General features: G+C 66.2%; 15 protein-coding genes and 1 rRNA gene. 5 read left to right on the plus strand and 11 right to left on the minus strand.

Translation table 11 applies throughout. The features are described 5' to 3' along the window. Nucleotide 1 precedes the first annotated feature (1 nt). From C4K40_RS21350 to C4K40_RS21360, 3 genes are read right to left on the minus strand one after another with little or no spacing between them, the layout of a single operon-like run. Complete coding sequence (locus C4K40_RS21350) at nt 2-1,588, minus strand: DHA2 family efflux MFS transporter permease subunit (RefSeq protein WP_022639862.1); 1,587 nt, start codon at nt 1,586-1,588, stop codon at nt 2-4. Beyond that, nucleotides 1,581-2,693 carry an HlyD family secretion protein gene (locus tag C4K40_RS21355; protein ID WP_053138802.1) on the minus strand — a complete coding sequence of 371 codons (1,113 nt, stop codon included), beginning with the start codon at nt 2,691-2,693 and terminating at the stop codon, nt 1,581-1,583. Before C4K40_RS21355 ends, C4K40_RS21350 begins: the two co-directional genes overlap by 8 nt. After that, on the minus strand, nt 2,690-4,192 hold the full coding sequence (locus C4K40_RS21360) for an efflux transporter outer membrane subunit (protein ID WP_053138805.1): 1,503 nt from the start codon (nt 4,190-4,192) through the stop codon (nt 2,690-2,692). The genes C4K40_RS21355 and C4K40_RS21360 overlap by 4 nt, the downstream gene beginning before the upstream one ends. A gap of 250 nt (nt 4,193-4,442) precedes the next feature. Between C4K40_RS21360 and C4K40_RS21365 the strand changes: the two genes are divergently transcribed. Continuing rightward, on the plus strand, nt 4,443-5,021 hold the full coding sequence (locus tag C4K40_RS21365; protein ID WP_053138808.1) for a DUF4337 domain-containing protein: 579 nt from the start codon (nt 4,443-4,445) through the stop codon (nt 5,019-5,021). A 217-nt stretch (nt 5,022-5,238) separates the two neighbouring features. Next, nucleotides 5,239-7,176: an amidohydrolase gene (locus tag C4K40_RS21370; RefSeq protein ID WP_053138811.1), complete on the plus strand. Its 1,938-nt coding sequence runs from the start codon at nt 5,239-5,241 to the stop codon at nt 7,174-7,176. A gap of 157 nt (nt 7,177-7,333) precedes the next feature. Here C4K40_RS21370 and C4K40_RS21375 read toward each other — a convergent pair whose 3' ends face one another. Genes C4K40_RS21375 through C4K40_RS21385 form a run of 3 tightly spaced genes read right to left on the minus strand, consistent with a single transcriptional unit; the run spans nt 7,334 to nt 10,929 of the window. Beyond that, entirely contained in the window at nt 7,334-8,359 is a 1,026-nt protein-coding gene (locus tag C4K40_RS21375; protein WP_053138814.1) for a histone deacetylase family protein, read from the minus strand. A gap of 10 nt (nt 8,360-8,369) precedes the next feature. Further along, on the minus strand, nt 8,370-9,599 hold the full coding sequence (locus tag C4K40_RS21380; protein ID WP_053138817.1) for a Zn-dependent hydrolase: 1,230 nt from the start codon (nt 9,597-9,599) through the stop codon (nt 8,370-8,372). A 19-nt stretch (nt 9,600-9,618) separates the two neighbouring features. After that, nucleotides 9,619-10,929: an MFS transporter gene (locus C4K40_RS21385; RefSeq protein ID WP_053138820.1), complete on the minus strand. Its 1,311-nt coding sequence runs from the start codon at nt 10,927-10,929 to the stop codon at nt 9,619-9,621. A gap of 180 nt (nt 10,930-11,109) precedes the next feature. Here C4K40_RS21385 and C4K40_RS21390 point away from each other — a divergent pair, with 180 nt between their 5' ends. After that, nucleotides 11,110-12,045, plus strand: a complete 936-nt coding sequence (locus tag C4K40_RS21390; RefSeq protein ID WP_053138823.1) for a LysR family transcriptional regulator — start codon at nt 11,110-11,112, stop codon at nt 12,043-12,045. Here C4K40_RS21390 and C4K40_RS21395 read toward each other — a convergent pair. Genes C4K40_RS21395 through C4K40_RS21405 form a run of 3 tightly spaced genes read right to left on the minus strand, consistent with a single transcriptional unit; the run spans nt 12,039 to nt 15,018 of the window. Next, the gene (locus C4K40_RS21395) at nt 12,039-12,968 is read right to left on the minus strand and encodes a glyoxylate/hydroxypyruvate reductase A (protein ID WP_053138825.1); all 930 of its coding nucleotides are present in this window, start codon (nt 12,966-12,968) and stop codon (nt 12,039-12,041) included. The two genes, C4K40_RS21390 and C4K40_RS21395, sit on opposite strands and share 7 nt — an antisense overlap. After that, the gene (locus tag C4K40_RS21400; protein ID WP_053138829.1) at nt 12,965-13,720 is read right to left on the minus strand and encodes a class II aldolase/adducin family protein; all 756 of its coding nucleotides are present in this window, start codon (nt 13,718-13,720) and stop codon (nt 12,965-12,967) included. Before C4K40_RS21400 ends, C4K40_RS21395 begins: the two co-directional genes overlap by 4 nt. Continuing rightward, nucleotides 13,717-15,018 (minus strand): MFS transporter, encoded by a 1,302-nt coding sequence (locus C4K40_RS21405; RefSeq protein ID WP_053138832.1) that lies wholly within the window; start codon nt 15,016-15,018, stop codon nt 13,717-13,719. The genes C4K40_RS21400 and C4K40_RS21405 overlap by 4 nt, the downstream gene beginning before the upstream one ends. 206 nt (nt 15,019-15,224) lie before the next feature. On the opposite strand from C4K40_RS21405, the gene C4K40_RS21410 reads away from it, so the two are divergent. Next, nucleotides 15,225-16,211: a LysR family transcriptional regulator gene (locus C4K40_RS21410; protein WP_053138834.1), complete on the plus strand. Its 987-nt coding sequence runs from the start codon at nt 15,225-15,227 to the stop codon at nt 16,209-16,211. Between the two features lies 1 nt (nt 16,212). Here C4K40_RS21410 and mrdA read toward each other — a convergent pair whose 3' ends face one another. Then, nucleotides 16,213-18,105 carry a penicillin-binding protein 2 gene (gene mrdA / locus C4K40_RS21415; protein WP_053138837.1) on the minus strand — a complete coding sequence of 631 codons (1,893 nt, stop codon included), beginning with the start codon at nt 18,103-18,105 and terminating at the stop codon, nt 16,213-16,215. 285 nt (nt 18,106-18,390) lie between these two features. On the opposite strand from mrdA, the gene C4K40_RS21420 reads away from it, so the two are divergent. After that, entirely contained in the window at nt 18,391-19,395 is a 1,005-nt protein-coding gene (locus tag C4K40_RS21420; RefSeq protein ID WP_053138840.1) for an alcohol dehydrogenase catalytic domain-containing protein, read from the plus strand. Between the two features lie 99 nt (nt 19,396-19,494). Here the strand turns inward: C4K40_RS21420 and rrf are convergent. Next, nucleotides 19,495-19,610: ribosomal RNA gene (rrf, locus tag C4K40_RS21425) — 5S ribosomal RNA — on the minus strand. Between the last annotated feature and the right edge of the window lie 76 nt (nt 19,611-19,686).

Consider the following 19,686-nt stretch of genomic DNA (forward strand, 5'->3'; position numbering starts at 1 on the left):
CTCAGGCCCGGCGCAGCAGCAATCCGGCCAGTACGCACAGCAACATCGCCGCCCCGGCCAGCAGGAAGGCATCGCTGTAGGCCAGCAACAAGGCGTCGCGGTGCAGCACCCGGTTCATCAGTTCCAGGGCCTGTCGGCGCAGGGGCGCGGCCGCCGCCGAATGCAACGCGCTGGCGTAGTCCAGCGGTGCCTGGGCGAGCATCCGCACCCACTCCACCAGGCGCTCCTGGGTGGCTTGGGCAAACAGGTTCACCGACTCGCCGATGCGTTGGCCATGGAACTTCTCACGCTCCACCACCACCTGGCTGGACAGGGCGATGCCGATGGCGCCACCGACGTTGCGCACCATGGAGAACAGCCCCGAGGCAGAGCCCACCTGGTCCTTTTCCATACCCTGGATGGCCATCACCCCCAGCGCCACCACTACCAGTGACTGGCCGATGCCACGGATCACCAGCGACGGCACTATGACGTTGACCGAGGCATCGGGGTTCAGGTGCATGTTCATCAGGCAACCGATGCCGGTGATGGCGAAGCCGGCGACGATGATGGTCCGCGCGCTGGTCCAGCGCATCAGGTGCGGCGTAGCGAAGGACATGGCGAACTGCACCAGGCCGTAGGGAATCATCATCAGGCCGATCTGCCGGGCGTTGTAGCCGTGGATCTCGGCGAAGTAGTTGGGCACCAGGAACACCACGCCGAACACCACCGCACCGAAGGTGAATTGCATCAGGCTGGCGATGCCAAAGTTGTAGCGGGCCAGCAGCCGCAGGTTGATCAGTGGCTGTGGGCGACGCAGTTCGATGACCGTGAAGGCCAGCAGGCCGACACAGGCCAGCAGCGCGCAGTTGACGATGAACGACGAGGCCAGCCAGTCATGGCGCCCGCCCTCCTCCAGCATGATCTGCAAGGCCGCCAGGCCCACCGCCATGCTCGCGATACCACCCCAGTCGCCCTGGCGCAGCTTCTCCAGGACCATGGGCTGCGGGCGCACCGACCAGCCGATGGCCGCCAACAGCAACAACCCCGGCGGCACTTGCAGGTAGAAGATCCAGCGCCAGGAATAAGCATCCGTGAGCCAGCCGCCCAGGGACGGGCCCGCCGCCTGGGCGACGTTGTTGGCCACCGCGAACAGCGCCATGCCCAGGGGATGGCGGGCCGCCGGCAGCTCGGTGACGATCAGTTGGAACGACAACGGAATCAGTACGCCGCCAAAGGCTCCTTGCAGCACCCGCGCCAGGATCAGGGCGTGGATGTTCGGCGCCAGGGAACAGGCGATGGAGAACAGCACGAAGCCGGCGGTGCCGACCATCAGCACCCGGCGCATGGAAAACACCGAGACCAGCCAGCCGGTCATGGGGATGATGATGATCTCGGCCACCAGGTAGGCCGTGGTGATCCACGAGCCCTCCTCGAAGGTGGCGCCCAGGGAGCCGCGCACGTCCGGCAGCGAAGCGTTAGTCACATGCACGTTCATCCCGGCCATGAAGCAGCCGACCACGCTGCCCAGCACCGCGACCCAGGTGCGTAGGCTGATCGTTGGCGCTGTCTCGGCCGCTGGTTCGGCCACGCGTTGGGCACTAGTCATGGCGGGTATCCACGGTCACCACCACCGACATGCCCGGGCGCAGCTCGGCCTGGCGCGGCTGCCCGGAATCCAGGTGGATGCGCACCGGCATGCGCTGCACGATCTTGGTGAAGTTGCCGGTGGCGTTGTCCGGCGGCAGCAAGGCGAATTGCGCACCGGAGGCCGGGGCGAAGCTGTCCACCCGCCCGGTGAGCACCTGGCCCCCCAGGGCGTCGACCTCGACCCGTGCCACCTGCCCGGGACGCATGCCCTGGACCTGGGTTTCCTTGTAGTTGGCCACCACGTAGGCCTCCCGGGGCACCACCGCGAGCAGCGGCGCGCCGACTTCCACATACTGCCCCGCGCGCAAGCTGCGTTGCCCGGCAATCCCGGCCACCGGGCTGCGCAGCTCGGTGCGGGCCAGGTCGATACGGGCCAGGCGCAGTTGGGCATCGCTGCGGGCGACGCCGGCCTCGAGCTTGTCCAGCTGGGCCCGGGTACTTTGCTGCTCGGTATCGAGCACCGCCACCTGCAGGCGTCGCGCGGCCAGGTTGGCGCGGGCGGCGACCAGCGCGGCATCGGCCTGGCGCGCCAGGGCATCGGCGCTTTCCAGTTGCTGCACGCTGCTGACCTGCTGGCTGGCCAGGTGCCGTTGCCGGCGGCCTTCCTGGCCGGCGCGCAAGGCCTCGGCCTCGGCGGCGCCGACCCGGGCCCGGGCCTCGTCGATCAAGCTTTGCTGTTGTTGCTGGCGCGCCTGCAGGTTGGCCACCCGGGCTTGCCCGGTGCGCCAGTCGGCGCGGGCCTCGCGCAGCATCGCCTCGGCCTGCTCGACCCGGGCCGAATAGTCGCTGTCGTCGATCCGGGCCAAGAGGTCGCCTGCCTCGAGCGCTTGGTTGTCACGCACCTCGACGCTGGCCAGGTAACCGGCCACCCGGGGCGCGATGGTGACGATATCGGCCCGCAGGTAGGCATCGTCGGTCGCCACCAGGAACCGGCCGTCGAACCACCAGTACAGGCTCCAGGCCAGGATCGACAACAGGCCCAGGGTCAGTCCCGCATACAACGCCAGGCGGCGCCGGGTCAGGCCGGGGACAGCGGGAACGGGGGTGGTAGCGGTATCGGTCATTGCGGGGACTCGCCAGTGGCTGGAAGGGAAGAAGCTCGCAACAAAGAGCTGCGAGGGGACAATGCGCGGCGCCCAGGCTCCACCTTGGGCAGGATCACCGGCGGGGCCTCGCGCCAACCGCCACCGAAGGCCTTGAACAGCAGGACCTGGCTGTCGATCAATTGGGCATCGGCCCGCGCCGCGGCAGCCCGGGAGGCCACGTCGGTGCGCTGGGCATCGAGGTAGTCCAGGGCGCTGGATGCCCCGGCAGCCCGGGCCAGGCCGGCCAGGCGCAGGGCTTCTTGGTTGCGCTCGGCCGCCAGCTGCAGGTCTTGCTGGCGTTGGCCGGCGGCCTGGTAGTCGTTCAGGGCCTGGCGCTGCTCCTTGAGAGCCCCGAGGATGCTGCGGTCGAACTCGGCCAGTGCCGCGCTTTCCCGGGCATCGGCCTGGGCGATGCGGGCACGCACCGCGGTGAAGTTGGGAAAGCTCCAGGACAGCAGCGGGCCCAGGCGCCAGACCGAGGCGTCGCGCTCGTCGAAACCGCTGGGATGATGGGCCGAACTGGCGATCCCCGCGCCGAGGCTGATCCGAGGATAGAGATCGGCCCGGGCCACACCGATACGCGCCGTGGCCGCCACCAGTCGGCGCTCGGCCTGGCGCACATCGGGGCGCCGGCGCAGCATCGCCAGGGCATCGCCACCGGGCAGGCTGGCAATCAGTGCCGGCGCCTGGCGACAGGCTTGCGCCTGGGCCGGCACATCCCCCGGCAGGCGCCCCAGCAGTACCGCCAGCTCGGCCAGGGCCCGCTGGCGCCCGGCCTCCAACGGCGGCACGGCAGCGCGCACCTGGCCCACCAGGCCCTCGGCCCGGGCCACGTCTAGGGGCAGAGCGGCGCCGGAACGATGCAGTTCGGCGGTCAGGTCGCGCCCCTGCTCCACCAGAGCCAGGGACTGGCGCGCCACATCCAGGCGCTGGCCATAGCTGCAGGCTTGCAACCAGGCGCGGGTGGTTTCGGCGGCCACCACCACCCGCAGGCCATCCTCGGCGGCCCTGGCGGCTTCGGCATCGGCCCGGGCCGCCTGCTCCAGCCCTTGCAGGCGTCCGAACAGGTCCATCTCCCACTGCACGTCCAGGCCGATGCCGGAGCGGGTGCCGGTGCGGATTCGCCGGCTGTCGCCCAGCGCCGCCTCCAACTGGTCATCCGCGGTGCTGCCGTAGCCAGTGTTGGCCGACAACCGGGTCTGCGGCTGGTCCAGGCTATCGGCTTCACGCAGCAGGGCCTTGGCTTGCAGCAGGTTGGCCGCCGCCACCCGCAGCTCGCGGTTCTGCCCCAGGGCTTCCTGCACGGCGGCGTTCAGCGCTGGGTCCCGGTACAACCGCCACCACTGGTCGTCGGACTCCGGGGTCGCGGCTGGCGTGGCGGGCAGCTGCAAGGTGGTGTTCGGCGGCCGTTGCGGGCCGACGCTACAGGCGCCCAACAGGGCGCACAGGGCCAGCACGGGCCCACGATGAATAGGCATGAGGGGTACTCGATGGTTCGATGCACCCAACTTTAAGAAGGCCCCTGGCGACCGTCTAACGAGAACTTCCTTTTAACTATCGCAAAATGGTCATTCTCTACCGTTCGTCCAGCGCTGCGCTATCGTACTGGTATCCCGAAGCTGCCCCAAGGCTGTCGCCCGGCTGAACGAACGTGCGCCAGTGCAGCCGCTCCACGGGGCCGTGGATACACTTCGCCACTCCTCCCTCCCCTCCTTTCGATCGATCGCCATGACCGAAGACTTCGAAGTGCCCAGCCCCCACGAAGAGCATGTGGAACACCTGAGCGAACAGGCCCATGCCCGCAATGACAGCTTCGCCAGCAAGATCGCCGTCACCACGGCGATCATGGCCACCCTCGGTGCCTTGCTGAGCTACCAGGCCGGCTCCAGCGAGAGCCTGGCGGCGATGGACAAGAACAACGCGGCGATGAAAAAGACCGAGGCGGCCAACCAGTGGAACTACTACCAGGCCAAGTCCAGCCGCCAGAACCTCGCGGAGCTGGCAGCCCACATCCCCGGGGTCGACGCCAAGCACTACAGCATCGAGGCCCAGCGCTACCAGAAGGAAAAGGAAGCCGTGCGCCTGAAGGCTGAGGCCCTGGAAGCCCAGGCCCAGGATTGGGATGAACAATCCGAAGCCACCTTGCACCAGCACCATCGCTGGGCCCAGGCGATGATGGCGATCCAGATCGCCATCTCGATGGCGGCCATCACCCTGCTGACCCGCAAGCAATGGCTGGCGCGCCTGGCCTATGGCACGGCCGGGGCCAGCGTGCTGCTGGGCTCGCTGGCCTGGCTGCACATCTAGCCGCGCACCAGGGAATCCTCGAGGGCTGCCTGCGTTTGCCAAAGCGCCCCCCAACCAACCCCGCCACGGGCCGGCGCAGGACCGGGCCGCCCGTGGCAATGGGCCAGCCCGCCCGGCGAACGGCTGCTACGCTCAGCGCGAGCCGGATCGTACCTGCCTGTGCTCCTGGCTCATCGACCTTTCCCCTCAAACCACCAAGAACCTTGAGGAACGCATCATGGGATCAAATGGAAATGATCACGACTACATCCAGTGCGGATGCCACAACCCGGTCTGGGAAGCGCTGAAGCACAGCCTTGACCCGGCCCGCTACATGGCCGGGCTGCCCCGCGAAGCCCATGGCCCGCTGCAAGAGCCGGACGGCGCATCCATCGTCTTCACCAATGGCACCATCTATCCCCTGCGCGAGGGCAACATGGACGACCGGGTCGATGCCCTAGGCATCCATGCCGGCGACGTGGTGGCCGTCGGCACCCTGACCGAGGTCAAGGCGCGCATGCAGGACTTGAAGCTCACCTACACCACCCAGGACCTGGGCGGCAGGACCTTGCTCCCCGGCCTGGTGGAACCCCACGCCCATATCGTGCAGAGCTGTGCCATGGATGGCTGGCTGAACCTGGGCGCCATCGTCAATGACGTGGATACCGACCCCGACAGCCAAACCTTCAACCACGACGAGCGGCAGAACCAGCGACTGCGCCCCGTCTATGACTGGAACTGGCTGAAGACCACCATCCAGGCCCAGTTGCCCAAGGACGATTCGACCTGGATCCTCGGGCACATGGTCGATCCGGCGCTGATGCCGTTCAAGGTGGTGCCCGGGGGCCAGAACCAGCTCATCACCCTGGGCTGCGGCTTCGACGAAGAAGTCGGCAACCTGGACAGCATCGACAAGCTGCACCCGATGCTGCTGGTCAGCGCCTCGATGCACACCGCCTACCTGAACAGCGCCGCCAGCGAACTGGTCACCAAGGCCGGGATCTCGGTCACTAACGGCACGGTGCAGGAAGAGGATGTGCTCAAGGCGATCCTGGTCATTCCCCTCAAGCAGCAATTGGAGATGCTCAATATCTTCAAGCGCCTGGAGCACTACTTCGCCACCGCCGCGCGGCGCGGTATCACCCTGTTGTACGACGCCATGATGGACCCCATCTCCAAGCTGCTGCTGGATGCCTATTTCCTCAACCATCCACGGACCCTGCGCATCGGCTACGCCGCTGCCTGCAACGGCACGCCCAAGAGCATCAGCCAGCTACCGGCCTATCAGCCGGCCACCCGCGAACAGGCCAAGCGCATGTACCAGGGCTCGGTGAAGCTGGTCTCGGACGGTTCCAACCAGGGGCTGACCGGTTACCAGACCGCCGACTACTGCTGCAATGCCGGTACCCGCCCCAAGGGCAACTTCAACTTCTGCGATGAGGGCGAGCAGGATCCGCAAGACCTCCCCGTCGCCTACCAGGACCTGGTCCAGGCCGTCGCCGCCAAGGGCTGGCCGCTGATGATCCACGCCAATGGCGACCGGGCCATCGACTTCACCCTGCAGGCCTACCAGAAAGCCTTCGAGCAGGGTGTGGGCCTGAACAAGCGCCACCGCATCGAACACTGCTCGCTGCTCAGCGAAGATCGTCTCAAGACCATGGTCAAGCTGGGGCTGTCGCCCAGTTTCCTGGTGGGGCATGTCGGTTACTGGGGCTACGCCTTCCAGCAGGCGATCTTCGAGAATCGCGCAGACACCATGCTCGACCTGTGCCAGATGGCCCTGGGCAAGGACCTGCGGATCTCCCTGCACAGCGATTGCACGGTCACGCCGCTGGGCCCGCTGCGCTCGATGGAGCAGGCGGTGACGCGCAAGATGGAAGGCCTGCGCCTCCCAGGACAGACGCCTTATGTGCGGGACCCGCAACAGTTGCCGGTGCTCAACCCCGAAGAGTGCCTGACGCGTAAACAAGCGCTGAAGGCCATCACCTACGATGCCGCCTGGCAGTGCAATGCCGAAGCCTGGACCGGCTCCCTGGCTGAGCGCAACTTCGCCGACTTCGTGATCCTCGAGCAGGACCCGCTGGACGAAAACGTCCCGGCCACCAGCATCCGCGACATCAAGGTGCATGAGACCTGGAAAGGCGGCCAGCGGGTGTACTCCAGCAGCGCCAGCTGACACCTCGGCAAGCCCTCTCCCGCAGCACCGGCGATGGTGTTGCGGGACACTCGGGCCGTTGCAGATGCCAACACTCAGGGAAAGGTAAAGGCTCTCGCCAGGGGCGAGTGACGTCCAGCCGCTCCCCTGGCAAACACACAGCCAGCGTCTGATCCGGTCAGCAGGCCCAGGCAGCGGCGTCGGCGAAGAAGGCCCGGGCGTTGTCTTCCAGGCTTTCCAGGTGATAACCACCCTCCTGGACGATCAGGCATGGCAGGCCCAGGCCGCGGATACGCTGGCCCAGGCTGGCGAAGCCGGCACGGGTCACCGCCACCTTGCTTTGCGGGTCCAGCTCGAAGATATCGAAGCCCAGGGACAGCACCAGCACCTGGGCATCGAACGCCCGTACCGCGGCCAGGGCCTGCTCCAGCCGCGCGAGGAAATCCTCTTCGCTGGCACCGTGGGCCATGGGCAGGTTGAGGTTGTAGCCCTGGCCTGCACCACTGCCACGCTCCTCGGCAAAGCCGGCGACGCCCGGGTAGAAGTTGGTGGGGTCGCCGTGCACCGAGACATACAGCACGTCGCTGCGCTCGTAGAAGATTTCCTGGATGCCCTGGCCATGGTGCATGTCGGTATCCAGTACCGCGACCCGGCTGTATCGCTCCCGCAGCACCTGGGCGGCGATGGCCGCGTTGTTCAGGTAGCAGAAGCCACCGGCGGCCTCGGCCCGCGCATGGTGCCCCGGCGGGCGGCAAAGGGCGTAGGCCGCCGGTTCGCCATCGAGCAGCGCCCTGGCCCCGGCGATGGCGCTCTGGGCCGACCAGTAGGCCGAGCGCCAGGTCCATTCGCCCACCGGGCAACTGCCGTCGGCCAGGTAGCGCGCGGCCTGGGCCAGGACACCACGCAGGGCATTGGGCTCACGCACGAAGATGTTGGACATGACCTCCTCGCCCCAGTCCTCGGGGATGTCCTTCCAGCGCCGATGGGCCTGTTCGAGGAACTCCAGGTAGGCCGCACCATGCACCGCTAGCAAGGGTTTCAGGCCGGCATCCAGCGGTTGCTCCAGGGCGAAACCCAGGGTGTGTACCGCCTGTACCAGGCGCCGGGCCCGCTCGGGCACTTCCTGGGGCGTGCGCATCTGGCCGCGGGAGAAATAGCTCCGGGGATGGTGAAGCAATTGTTCGGGGTGGAAAAAACTGCGCATGCAAGGCTCCTCAGGCGACCCGGCCAGCACGGGCCAGCACGGCGTTAAGCAGGACATCGGCGCCCTGGCGCACGTCCTCGGGCAAGACATCTTCGGCTTCGTTGTGGCTCAGGCCGCCGACACAGGGAATGAACACCATGGCGGTCGGGCAGTAGCGCGCCAGCAGGATCGCATCATGGCCGGCGCCGCTGACGATGGACTGCTGAGGGTAGCCCAGGCCATCCACCGCCTCCTGCACCGCTGCCACGCAGTCGGCGTCGAACGGCGTGGCCGGGCTCACCCAGTGACGGCTGATACGTACCTTGAGCCCCCGTTGCTGGGCGATCTCCTCCAGGCGCTGCTGGACCTGTTGCTCCATGGCGGCGATCTGCTCGTCCTGGTGATGGCGCAGGTCGACGGTGAATTGCAGCAGGCCGGGAATGGTGTTGCGCGAGGATTTGGCGATGCTCAACTCACCCACGGTGGTCAGGCCTTCGGGAGCGAAATCGGCGGCCAGTCGCTCCACCGCCAGGATCATCTGCGCCGCGCCATACAGGGCGTCCTGGCGCAATGGCATCGGGGTGGTTCCGGCGTGGGCGGCCATGCCTTCGACCTGGATGTCGAGCCAGCGGATGGCCTGGCCACCGCTGACCACGCCGATGCTCTTGGCGTTGTCTTCGAGGATCGGTCCCTGCTCGATATGCGCTTCGAAGTAGGCATCCACCGCCCCGCCCAAGGGCCGCTGGCCGGCATAACCGGTGTTCTGCAAAGCCTGGGCGACACTGATGCCCTCGGCGTCGCGCACCGCCAACGCTTCTTCCAGGGCCATGGCCCCGGTGAACACCGCCGAACCGAACATCGCCGGGGTGAAGCGCGCGCCCTCTTCGTTGGTCCAGACCGCCAGCTCCAGCGGCTTGCAGGTGGCAATGCCCTGGTCGTTCAGGCTGCGCAGCACTTCCAGCCCCGCCAGCACCCCGTAGACCCCGTCGAAACGGCCGCCTTCGGGCTGGGTGTCCAGGTGGCTGCCGATCATCACCGGCGCAGCCTGCGGGTCGGTCCCGGGGCGCCTGGCGAACAGGTTGCCGATGGGATCGACGCTCAGGTCCAGCCCGGCTTCGCGGCACCAGTGGGCGAACAGTTCGCGACCGGCCTTGTCTTCCTCGCTCAAGGCCAGGCGGCAGCTACCGCCACGGGCGGTGGCGCCGATCTCGGCCATGGCCATCAGGCTCGCCCACAGGCGTTCGCCATTGATCTTCAACATCTTCAGGTTCTCCAGACAGTCAGGCGTGGGATGCCATTTCCAGGCGATGGGCTGCGGCGTGCCGGCGCGCCAGGGCTAGCACGCACAGCAGCGATACGGCGGCGATCAGGCTGTAGAACAGCGCCATCGGCCACCATTGGCCGAGAAAGCGATGGGCCAGCCAGGTGCCGATCAAGGGTGTCAGGCCACCGGCCACAGCGCCGCAGACCTGGTAGGCCAGGGAGATCGCGGTGTAGCGCACCCGGGTCTCGAACATGCCGCTGACGTAGCCGGCGATCACCGCATAGAAGGACGCCATGCACACCACCGCCAGGGCGATGCCGAGGATCATCAGCGGCGCCTGGGCCGAACTCACCAGTACGAACATCGGGTACGGCGAGGCCATGGCCAGCAGCGCCACCAGGCACAGGAAGCGCGTGGCGCCGATCTTCTCGGCGACCCAGGCGGCCAGGGGCTGGATGCAGAACTGGATGATCGCCACCACGAACAGGCACTCGAGGATCAGCGACCGGGGAATCTGCAGCTGCTGGGTGCTGTAGGCGATCATGAAGGTGTTGGTGAAGTACACCCCGGCGATTCCCAGGGTGTTGGCGCCGATGCACAGCAGCAACGGCCGCCAGGCGCTGTGCAGCACTTCCAGTACCGGCGCCTGCTCATGGCGGGCAACCTTGGCGGCGCGCTCGCGGCTGGCGAGGAATTCCGGCGACTCCTCGACCCCCAGGCGAATCGCCAGGCCCACCACCAGCAACAGCGCACTGGCCAGGAACGGCAGGCGCCAGCCCCAGCTCATCAGGGCCTCCTCGGGCAAGCGGGTCACGGCGCTGAACGCCAGCAGCGAGAGGATCAACCCGGCCGGGCTGCCCAGCTGGGCGAAGGAAGCGAAGAAGTTGCGCCGGCCCTTGGGCGCATGCTCGCCGGCCATCAATACCGCCCCGCCCCACTCGCCACCCACGGCGATGCCCTGGACGATGCGCAACAGGATCAGCAGCACCGGCGCCGTGGCACCGATCTGCGCGTAGGTCGGCAGCAGGCCGATGCACACCGTGACCACGCCCATCATCAGCAAGGTGATGACCAGGGACTTCTTGCGCCCGATGCGATCGCCGATATGGCCGAAGATGATGCCGCCCAGGGGCCGGGCGAAGAAGCCCACGGCGAAGGTGCCGAAGGCCGCCATGGTGCTGAACAGCGAGTCGCTGGAGGGGAAGAACAAGGCGCCGAATACCAGCGCCGCGGCCGTGGCGTAGATGTAGAAGTCGTACCATTCGATCATGGTGCCGATGAACGCGGCGGCAGCGGCCCGGCGCGGTTGAGGCGAGGCGGAGGACATGGATCAGGCTCCCTTGATTGTTGTTCTGGCAGGAGGACGGTGCAGCGCAGGCGCCTTCTGTGGGCGCCGTTGTGGAGTGGATTTATCCGCGGCCGGGGATAATCAGTCAATTTTCTATTGGTTATCTCGATTATTATCCTGGCTTATTATCAAGCCCTCGCCCGCCCCAGAGCCTTCGCCATGTCCGACCACGATGCCCGCCGCTTGCTCAACGACCGCCTGGACTGGAATCTGCTGCGCACCTTCCGGGTGATCGGCCAGGAACTGAGCATCAGCCGTGCGGCGGCGCGCCTGCACCTGACCCAGCCCGCGGTGAGCCAGGCCCTCAAGCGCCTGGAGGAACAACTGGGCCGGCAGTTGATCGCCCGCCGTGGCCCGCGCTTCGCCCTGACCGAAGTCGGCGAGCAGATCTTCGCCCTGGCCGGCGAGATCTACGGCCAGGTGTCCCAGGTCGGCAGCGTGCTGGAGCAGCCTGCCGACGAGGTGATCGGCAAGGTCCGGCTGCTGATCATCAGCCGCATCTGCAACGAGCGCTTCGACCAGTTCCTGGCGGACTTTCATCGCCAGCACCCACGGGTCGACCTGGAGGTGGACGTGATGCGCAGTTCGGACATCGTCAGCGCCCTGCAGGAAAAGACCGCGACCCTGGGCCTGAGCCTCAACCGCCGGCCGCAGCCGCGCCTGGAGCAACGCTTGTTCCTGCGCCAGCGCTATGCGTTCTTCTGTGGCAAGCACCACCCGCTGTTCGGCCGCGCGGATGTGGCCGAGGGCGACCTGCAACGGGAGAACTTCGTCAGTTTCACCAGCGACCAGATCGGCGGCATGCTCTCGCCGTTGACCATCTTCCGCGACCAGCAGGGCTTCAGCGGACGTATCGTCGCCTCCTCCCCCAGCCTGGAAGAAGTGCGCCGCCTGGTGATCGCCGGGTTCGGCATCGGCTGCCTGCCGGAGCATGTGGTGGCGGCCGATGTCGACAGCGGGCTGCTGTGGCGGCTACCGCCCCACGAGGGCATCGCCGATGTCGACATCCACCTGCTGTGGAACCGCGAGCAGCGCCTGAGCCGCGCCGAGGCGTTGTTCCTCGAACGCTTGCAGGCGTGCCTGGACGCTCAGTAGCCCAGGCGGCGGTCGGCCAGGTTCAGCAGCGGTTCGCCCGCCTCCAGGCGGCGCAGGTTCTCCGCCACTTGCCGGGCAATGCAATCGTGGGAGGCGGCCGAGGCCATGTGCGGGGTGACGGTGACCCCGGGCAGGCTCCACAACCGATGGTCCGCCGGCAGCGGCTCCTGGTCGAAGACATCCAGCAAGGCGCCGCGCAGTTGGCCACTGGCCAGGGCCTGTTGCAGGTCGTCGATCCGCAGGTGCCCGCCACGCCCGCAATTGACCAGCGCCGCCCCGGGCGCCAGCCGGGCGAAGGTGGCATGACCGAGGATGCCCCGGGTCTCGGGCGTCAGGGGCAGCAGGTTGACCAGCAGGTCCAGGCCGTCGAGGAAGCCATCCCGCCCCTCGGCGCCGGCGAAGCAGCGCACCTGGGGCAACTGCTTGGCGCTGCGGGCCCAGCCGCGCACCTGGTAGCCCGCGCCAGCCAGGTCCTGGGCGATGGCGGCGCCCAGGGAGCCCAGGCCCATGACCCCGACCTTGAAGTCCTGCGCCGGCACTTGCAGCGGCCGCTCCCAGCAGTGCCCGGCCTGCTGCCGCAGTACCCTGTCGAAGCCCCGGTGGTAGTGGATCACCGCCCAGCGCACGTACTCGGTCATGCCCTGGCGGTGCCCGGGGTCCACCACCCGGCACACCGGCAATGGCGGGCAGCCTGGATCGTGTTCCAGGTGATCGATGCCGGCCGCCACCGAATGGATCAACTGCAATGCCGGCAAGGCTCGCAGGCTGCCCGGCGGCGGGAACCAGCAGGCCGCCAGCCGTGCCTCGGCAGCCCCGGGGTCGCCTACCAGCAATGCCTGCACCTGCGGCGCACTGCGGGCAAAGGCCTGCTGCAGTTGTTGCAGCAACAGGTGGTCACGGGACAGCAGCACCACAGGGCTCATGACAGGTAGGACTCGCGCTGGTGTTCGATCAGGGTCAGGGCCGCGTCCCAGGCCAGCTCGATGATGTGGTCGGCATCGTCGCGCTCGAACTGCTCGGCGGTGTGGACACAGACCTGCGGCGAGGGGTAGTTGAGCACCGAGCCACCGGCCAGGGCCTGTACCTGGGCCTGGCAGGCGCGCTCCAGGAAGTGGATCTCGTGGAAGGCGTGGGCCACGCTGGCACCGCCCACCAGCAGGCCGTGGTTGCGCAGGATCATGGCCTTGTGCGGGCCCAGGTCGGCGATCAGGCGCTGGCGCTCGTCCAGGGACAGGGCGATGCCTTCATAGGTGTGGTAGGCCAGCTTGCCGTAGAACTTCAGCGCGTGCTGGCTGATGGGCAGCAGGCCCTGCTGCTGGGCCGCTACTGCCATGCCGGCAGCGGTGTGGGTATGGATCACGCAATTGAGGTCGGGACGGGCCATGTGGATCGCCGAGTGGATGACGAAGCCGGCGGCGTTGACCCGGTGTCCGCTGTAGTGGGGATCGACGATGCGCCCCTCCTGGTCGATGCGTACCAGGTCGCTGGCACGCATGCGGTCGAAGATCACCCCGTAGCGGTTGATCAGGAAGTGGTGCTCGGGCCCGGGGATGCGCAGGGTGATGTGGGTGTCGATCAGGTCGGTCATGCGAAAGTGCGCCACCAGGCGATACAGCGCCGCCAGTTCGCAACGGGCTTGCCATTCGACGGCACTCATGTGTTCAGGTTTGCTCACGGATACACCTCTTGGGGAGCGGGTTGGACCACCGGCTTGGCGCGCATGCGCGCCAAGCCACAGACGCCGATCAGCGACAACGCCGACAGCAGGCTGAAGAACAGCGCCAGGGGCAGCCATTGCCCGGAAAACTTACTGGCCAGCAGCGTCCCCAGCAGCGGCGTGGTGCCGCCGGCCAGGGCGCAACTGAGTTGGTAGGCGATGGAGATGCCTGAGTAGCGCAGGTGCACCGGGAACGCCTGGGTCATGTAGCCGGCGATCACCGCGTATAGCGCCGACAGGATCACCACCGCCAGGGCGATGCCGAGGGTCATCAAGAGGATGTTCTGGGTACCGACCAGCAGGAACATCGGGTACGGCGTGACCATGCACAGCAGGGCCACCAGGGTCAGGAAGCGCCCTTCGCCGATGCGCTCGGCCAGCAGGGCCGAGAGCGGTTGCGACAGCAGCTGGATCACGGTGACGAGGAACAGGCAGTCGAGGATGGTGGCCCGGGGGATGCCTTGGTACTGGGTGACGTAGGTGATCATGAAGGTGTTGGTGAAGAAGAAACCGGCCGAACCTATGGTCACCGCCGCCGCGGCCAGGAGGATCTGCCGCCAGCAGTCGCGGACCACCTCCAGCACCGGGTAGCGCGCCGTCTCCTGGTTATCCCGGGCCTTGGCGAACTCCGGCGATTCATGCACCCCGCTACGGATCATCAGGCCCACCATCATCAGCACGCCACTGGCCAGGAACGGCAGGCGCCAGCCCCAGGCGAGGAAGTCCTCGGGGGCAAGGCTGGTGACCAGGCGAAAGGCGATCAAAGCCAGCAACAGGCCGGCGGGGCTGCCCAATTGGGCGAAGGAGGCGTAGAAGGTCTTGCGCCGGGCCGGAGCGTGTTCGCTGGCCATCAGCACCGCCCCACCCCATTCGCCGCCGACGGAAATGCCCTGGATCAAGCGCAACACGATCAGGCCGATGGGCGCCCAGATACCAACGCTGGCATAGCTGGGCAGCAGGCCGATGCCGGTGGTGGCCAGGCCCATCAGCGCCATGGTCACCAGGAGCATCTTCTTGCGCCCGAGGCGGTCGCCCAGGTGGCCGAAGACCATGCCCGCCATGGGCCGGGCGACGAACCCCACGGCAAAGCTGCCGAACGCCGCCAGGGTGCTGGTCACCGGGTCGCTGCTGGGAAAGAACACCTGCCCCAGCACCAGGGCCGCGGCCGTGGCGTAGATGTAGAAGTCGTAGAACTCGATGGTGGTGCCGATGAAGGCCGCTGCCGCGGCGCGTCGCGGCTGAGGGGTGCTGTGCATGCAAGGACCTGTGTATTTGTAGTTATGGGCAGGTGCTGAAGGCTTAGTCAGGCGGCGCTCTATGGCGCTTGTGGGCTTTATCGCCGTCGTGCCAGGATTAGTCAATTTTCGAATTCTTATCCTAACTATTAGCCTTGCTACTACTAGAGCTCCCCATAGGCGCTTCTAAAAACCTAGGCGAGGCAGGTCGTTTTTAGAGGAGCCCCATGTCGACACTCGATCCTGTGACCGGCTCCTGGGCCGGACGGCGTTTTCTCAACGATCGCCTGGACTGGAACCTGTTGCGTACCTACCTGGTGATCGGCCAGGAAGGCAGCATGAGCCGCGCCGCCGCGCGCCTGCACATCACCCAATCGGCAGTCAGCCAGGCCCTCAAGCGGCTCGAGGAGCAGTTGGACTGCCTGCTGATCGTCCGTAGCGGACGGCGCTTCGAACTCACCGAGACCGGCGAGGAAGTGCTGCGCATCGCCACCGATATCTATGGCGACATCTCGCGCCTGGGCACCGTGGTGCAAAGCCGCCAGGACGACGTGGTGGGCAAGATCCGCACTCTCACCGTCAGTGGGGTGAAGGCCCGGCACTACGATGAGTTCCTCGCTGACTTCCATGCCGCGCACCCGAAGATCGAGCTGGAGGTGGAGGTGCTGGGCAGTCCGGACATCATCAGTTCGCTACTGCAAAAGACCGCGACCCTGGGGGTGGGCCTGTGCCGGCTGCCGCAGCCCAGGCTGGAGCAGCGAGTGCTGTTCCGGGAGCGCTACGCCTACTTCTGCGGCCCACGCCATCGGCTGTTCGGCCAGGCCAACCTGAGCCTGCAACAGCTGGCCACGGAGAACTTCGTCAGCTTCACCAGCGACCAGCTGGGAGGCAATCTGTCACCCCTGACGCTGTTTCGCGATCAGCAGGGTTTTACCGGCAAGATCGTCGCCTCTTCCACCAGTTTCGAGGAAATTCATCGGCTGATCTGCGCCGGCTTCGGCATTGGCTGCCTGCCGATCCACCTGGTGCGCCGGGACGTCGAACAGGGCTTGCTGTGGCCACTGCCGCCGGAGGATGGGGTGGTGGATTTCGATATCCAGCTGCTGTGGAACCGCGAGCAGAAGATGAGCCAGGCCGAGGCGCTGTTTCTCCAGAGCATCCAGCACATGCTCAGTATCCACGAGCAGGTGCCGGACAGCCTGGTGCTGCGCTGACTCAGGCGTGGGGATCGCCAGGAGCCTTGGCCGGTGCGGCGTACTGCGGCTTGAGGTGGCCGTTCTGGTCCAGTAGCCAGGCGTCCATGATCTGCCGCACCACGGGGCCGGCGACCCGGCCACCGGCCTCGCCGTTCTCGATCATCACCGAGATCACGATCTGCGGATGCTCGGCCGGGGCGAAGCCGACGAACAGGGCGTTGTCGCGGTTGCGCTCACGGGTCTTGAGGCGGTCATAACGCTCGCCCTGCTTGATCGCCACCACCTGGGCGGTACCACTCTTGCCGGCGATCCGGTACTGGGCCCCAGCGGCGGCGGCACGGGCGATGCCGCGAGGATCGTGCATGACCATCTGCATGCCATGGTTGACCTGGTCCCACTCGCGCGGGTCCTTCAACAGGATGTTGGGCATCGGATGCGGGTCCACCGGGGCCACGCCATCGACGGTCTTGGCCAGGTGCGGCCGGTTCCATACCCCCTTGTTGGCGATCAGTGCCGTGGCCTGGGCCAGCTGCAGCGGCGTGACCTGCATGTAGCCCTGGCCAATGCCGAGGATCAGCGTTTCTCCCGGGAACCACGCCTGGCGGCGGGTGGCGCGCTTCCAGGCCTGGGACGGCATCAGTCCCGGGGCTTCCTCGAACATGTCCAGGGAGACCTTCTCCCCGAGGCCGAACATGGCCATGTAGTCGTGCAGGCGATCGATGCCCAGCTTGTGGGCCAGGTCGTAGAAGTAGGTGTCGTTGGAGCGCATGATCGCCGCGTCCATGTCCACCCAGCCGTCGCCACTGCGGTTCCAATTGCGGTATTTGTGGTCGTAGTCCGGCAGTTGGTAGTAGCCCGGATCGAAGACGCGGCTGGAGGGGGTGACCACGCCGGTATCCAGGCCGGCGATGGCCACTTCCGGCTTGATGGTCGAGCCCGGCGCATAGAGGCCGCGCAACGCGCGGTTGAACAGCGGCCGGTCGATGGAATCATGCAGGGCGGCATATTCCTTGAAACTGATGCCGGTAACGAACAGGTTGGGGTCGAAGCTGGGGTTGCTGACCATGGCCAGCACTTCGCCCGTGGACGGGTCCAGGGCAACCACCGAGCCGCGGCGGTCGCCCAGGGCTTGCTCGGCAGCCTCCTGGAGCTTCACGTCCAGGCTCAGGACGATGTTCTTCCCGGGAACCGGATCGGTGTGCTTGAGCACGCGCATGACCCGCCCCTGAGCGTTGGTCTCCACCTCTTCGTAACCGACATGGCCATGCAGTTCGGATTCGTAGAACTTCTCGATACCGGTCTTGCCGATGGATTGGGTACCGCGGTACTCAACCGAGTCCAGGGTCTTGGCTTCTTTCTCGTTGATCCGCCCGACATAACCGATGGAGTGGGCGAAGTGCATCCCCAGGGGGTAATGCCGGACGAACTGGGCTTCGACATCCATGCCTGGCAAGCGGTATTCGTTCACCGCCAATACGGCGATCTGCTCCTCAGTGAGCTGGTAGAACAGGGTGACGGGCACGAAAGGATGGCGGGCCTGCTTCATGGCCTTGTCGAACAGCGCCCGGTCTTCCGGCGGCAAGTGCAGGAGCTCGGCCACGGTATCCAGTTCGCCTTTGAGATCGGTGGCGCGCTCACGGGTGATGGTCAGGTTGAAGCTGGGGCGGTTGTCCGCCAGGACCACGCCATTGCGGTCATAGATCACCCCACGGGTCGGGGTGATGGGCAACACGTGGACACGGTTGTTCTGCGAAACAGTGGAGTGGTAATCGAACTCCACCACCTGGAGGAAATACATGCGCCCCACCAACGCACAGGTGATCGCCGCTACCAGCACGGCGCAGGCCAGCAGCCGCTTGTTGACCAGGCGGGTTTCTTTCTCGTGGTCCTTGATCGGAATCGCTTCGGGCATTGCTACAGCTTCTCGGTGAAATAGAGGTCGACGCTGGTCCGTGCGGGTGAAATCGGGTCCGTAAAAAAGAGCTGCACCATACCAAAAACCGGCCGCCGACTTTGCCGGGATTTCCCCCACGGCTGATCAATGGTGCTGGCCGGAGGGCATTATTGACCTGTGATCAAGGGTGTTGTTCCGATTCTTGGGTTTTTCCCGCATTACTCACTGGGGAGACTGCAAGATGCTCTTGGCCGGTCGACCTGGCTGGCGCAAGAGCGTCTTGAAACCTGATGGAGAGTGAAGATGCCAAGCGAATATGTGGCCTGGGGCTGGACCCGGGGAGCCGGCCTGCCTGGCCTGCGATCGATCCGTAAAGCCCTGCCGCAACCGTCGGCCAATCAACTGCTGATCGCCAATAGCGTGATCGCGTTGAATCCGGTGGATTGGAAAATGATCGAGTGGGGCCACGACGACTGGCGGGACGGCCATGTGCCGGGTGTGGATGGGGTCGGGGTAGTGGCGGCGGCAGGCCCTGATGCGAGCATCCGACCAGGAACCCGGGTGGCTTATCACCAGGGGTTGAGCGCTGACGGTAGTTTCGCCGAATACAGCCTGATCGATGCCAGGGCCGCCCTCGTCCTGCCCGATGAGCTGGACGACGCTGTGGCGGCGGCCTTGCCATGCCCAGGTCTGACGGCCCTGCAAGCTTTGGACAAGCTGCCCCAGGCGGGCGTGGGGGATGTGCTGGTGGTGGGTGCCGGCGGCGCCGTGGGCTCGTTGCTGGCGCAGATGGCGGTAAAAAGGGGGATGCGGGTCTGGGCCACGGCTTCAGCCAAGCATCATGAACGACTGCTGGAGCAAGGTGTGGTTGGAGTCTTCGACTATCATCGGCCAGAGTGGCGGGCTGAATTGCAATCCCGCCTGGGTAGCCGCCGGCTTTCGGCTATCTTCGATACGGTCAGCGGCAGACACGCGGCGAACCTGGCCGAGTTGCTGGGCTACAACGGGCACTTGGTGTGTATCCAGGATCGCCAGGAGACGGCGCCGTTGCCAGCATTCAGCACAGCCATTTCCCTGCATGAAGTGGCGTTGAACAGTCTTCATGCACACGGCGTTGAGGCGGATTGGCAACGCTACCAGCAACAGGGTACCTATTTGCTGCAGCAGGTTGCACAAGGTCAGCTCAAGGGCTCTGCCCTGCTGCCTTTCGACTTCAACGAACTGCCGGCAAAGCTCGAGGCGCTCAGGGATGCGGAGCAGCACGGCAAGTGGATCACCCGCCTGCGACCCGGGCAAGTGCTTGCCTGAACCAGGTCAGGCCCGGCAAGTGCCGGGCCGCTCTGCTAGTTTTCGTCCGCGCAAAGACAAAACCCCAACTGCTTTCGCAGTTGGGGTTTCGGAATTTAATCTTGACGATGACCTACTCTCACATGGGGAAACCCCACACTACCATCGGCGATGCATCGTTTCACTGCTGAGTTCGGGATGGGATCAGGTGGTTCCAATGCTCTATGGTCGTCAAGAAATTCTGTAGCTGAGCCGTTGTTTGGGCAACGTTCCAGCGAATGGGTATGCAATAGGTTTGTGTGTCAAACTTTC

This window comes from Pseudomonas sp. CMR5c, assembly GCF_003850545.1.
In the GTDB taxonomy this organism is placed as follows: domain Bacteria; phylum Pseudomonadota; class Gammaproteobacteria; order Pseudomonadales; family Pseudomonadaceae; genus Aquipseudomonas; species Aquipseudomonas piscis.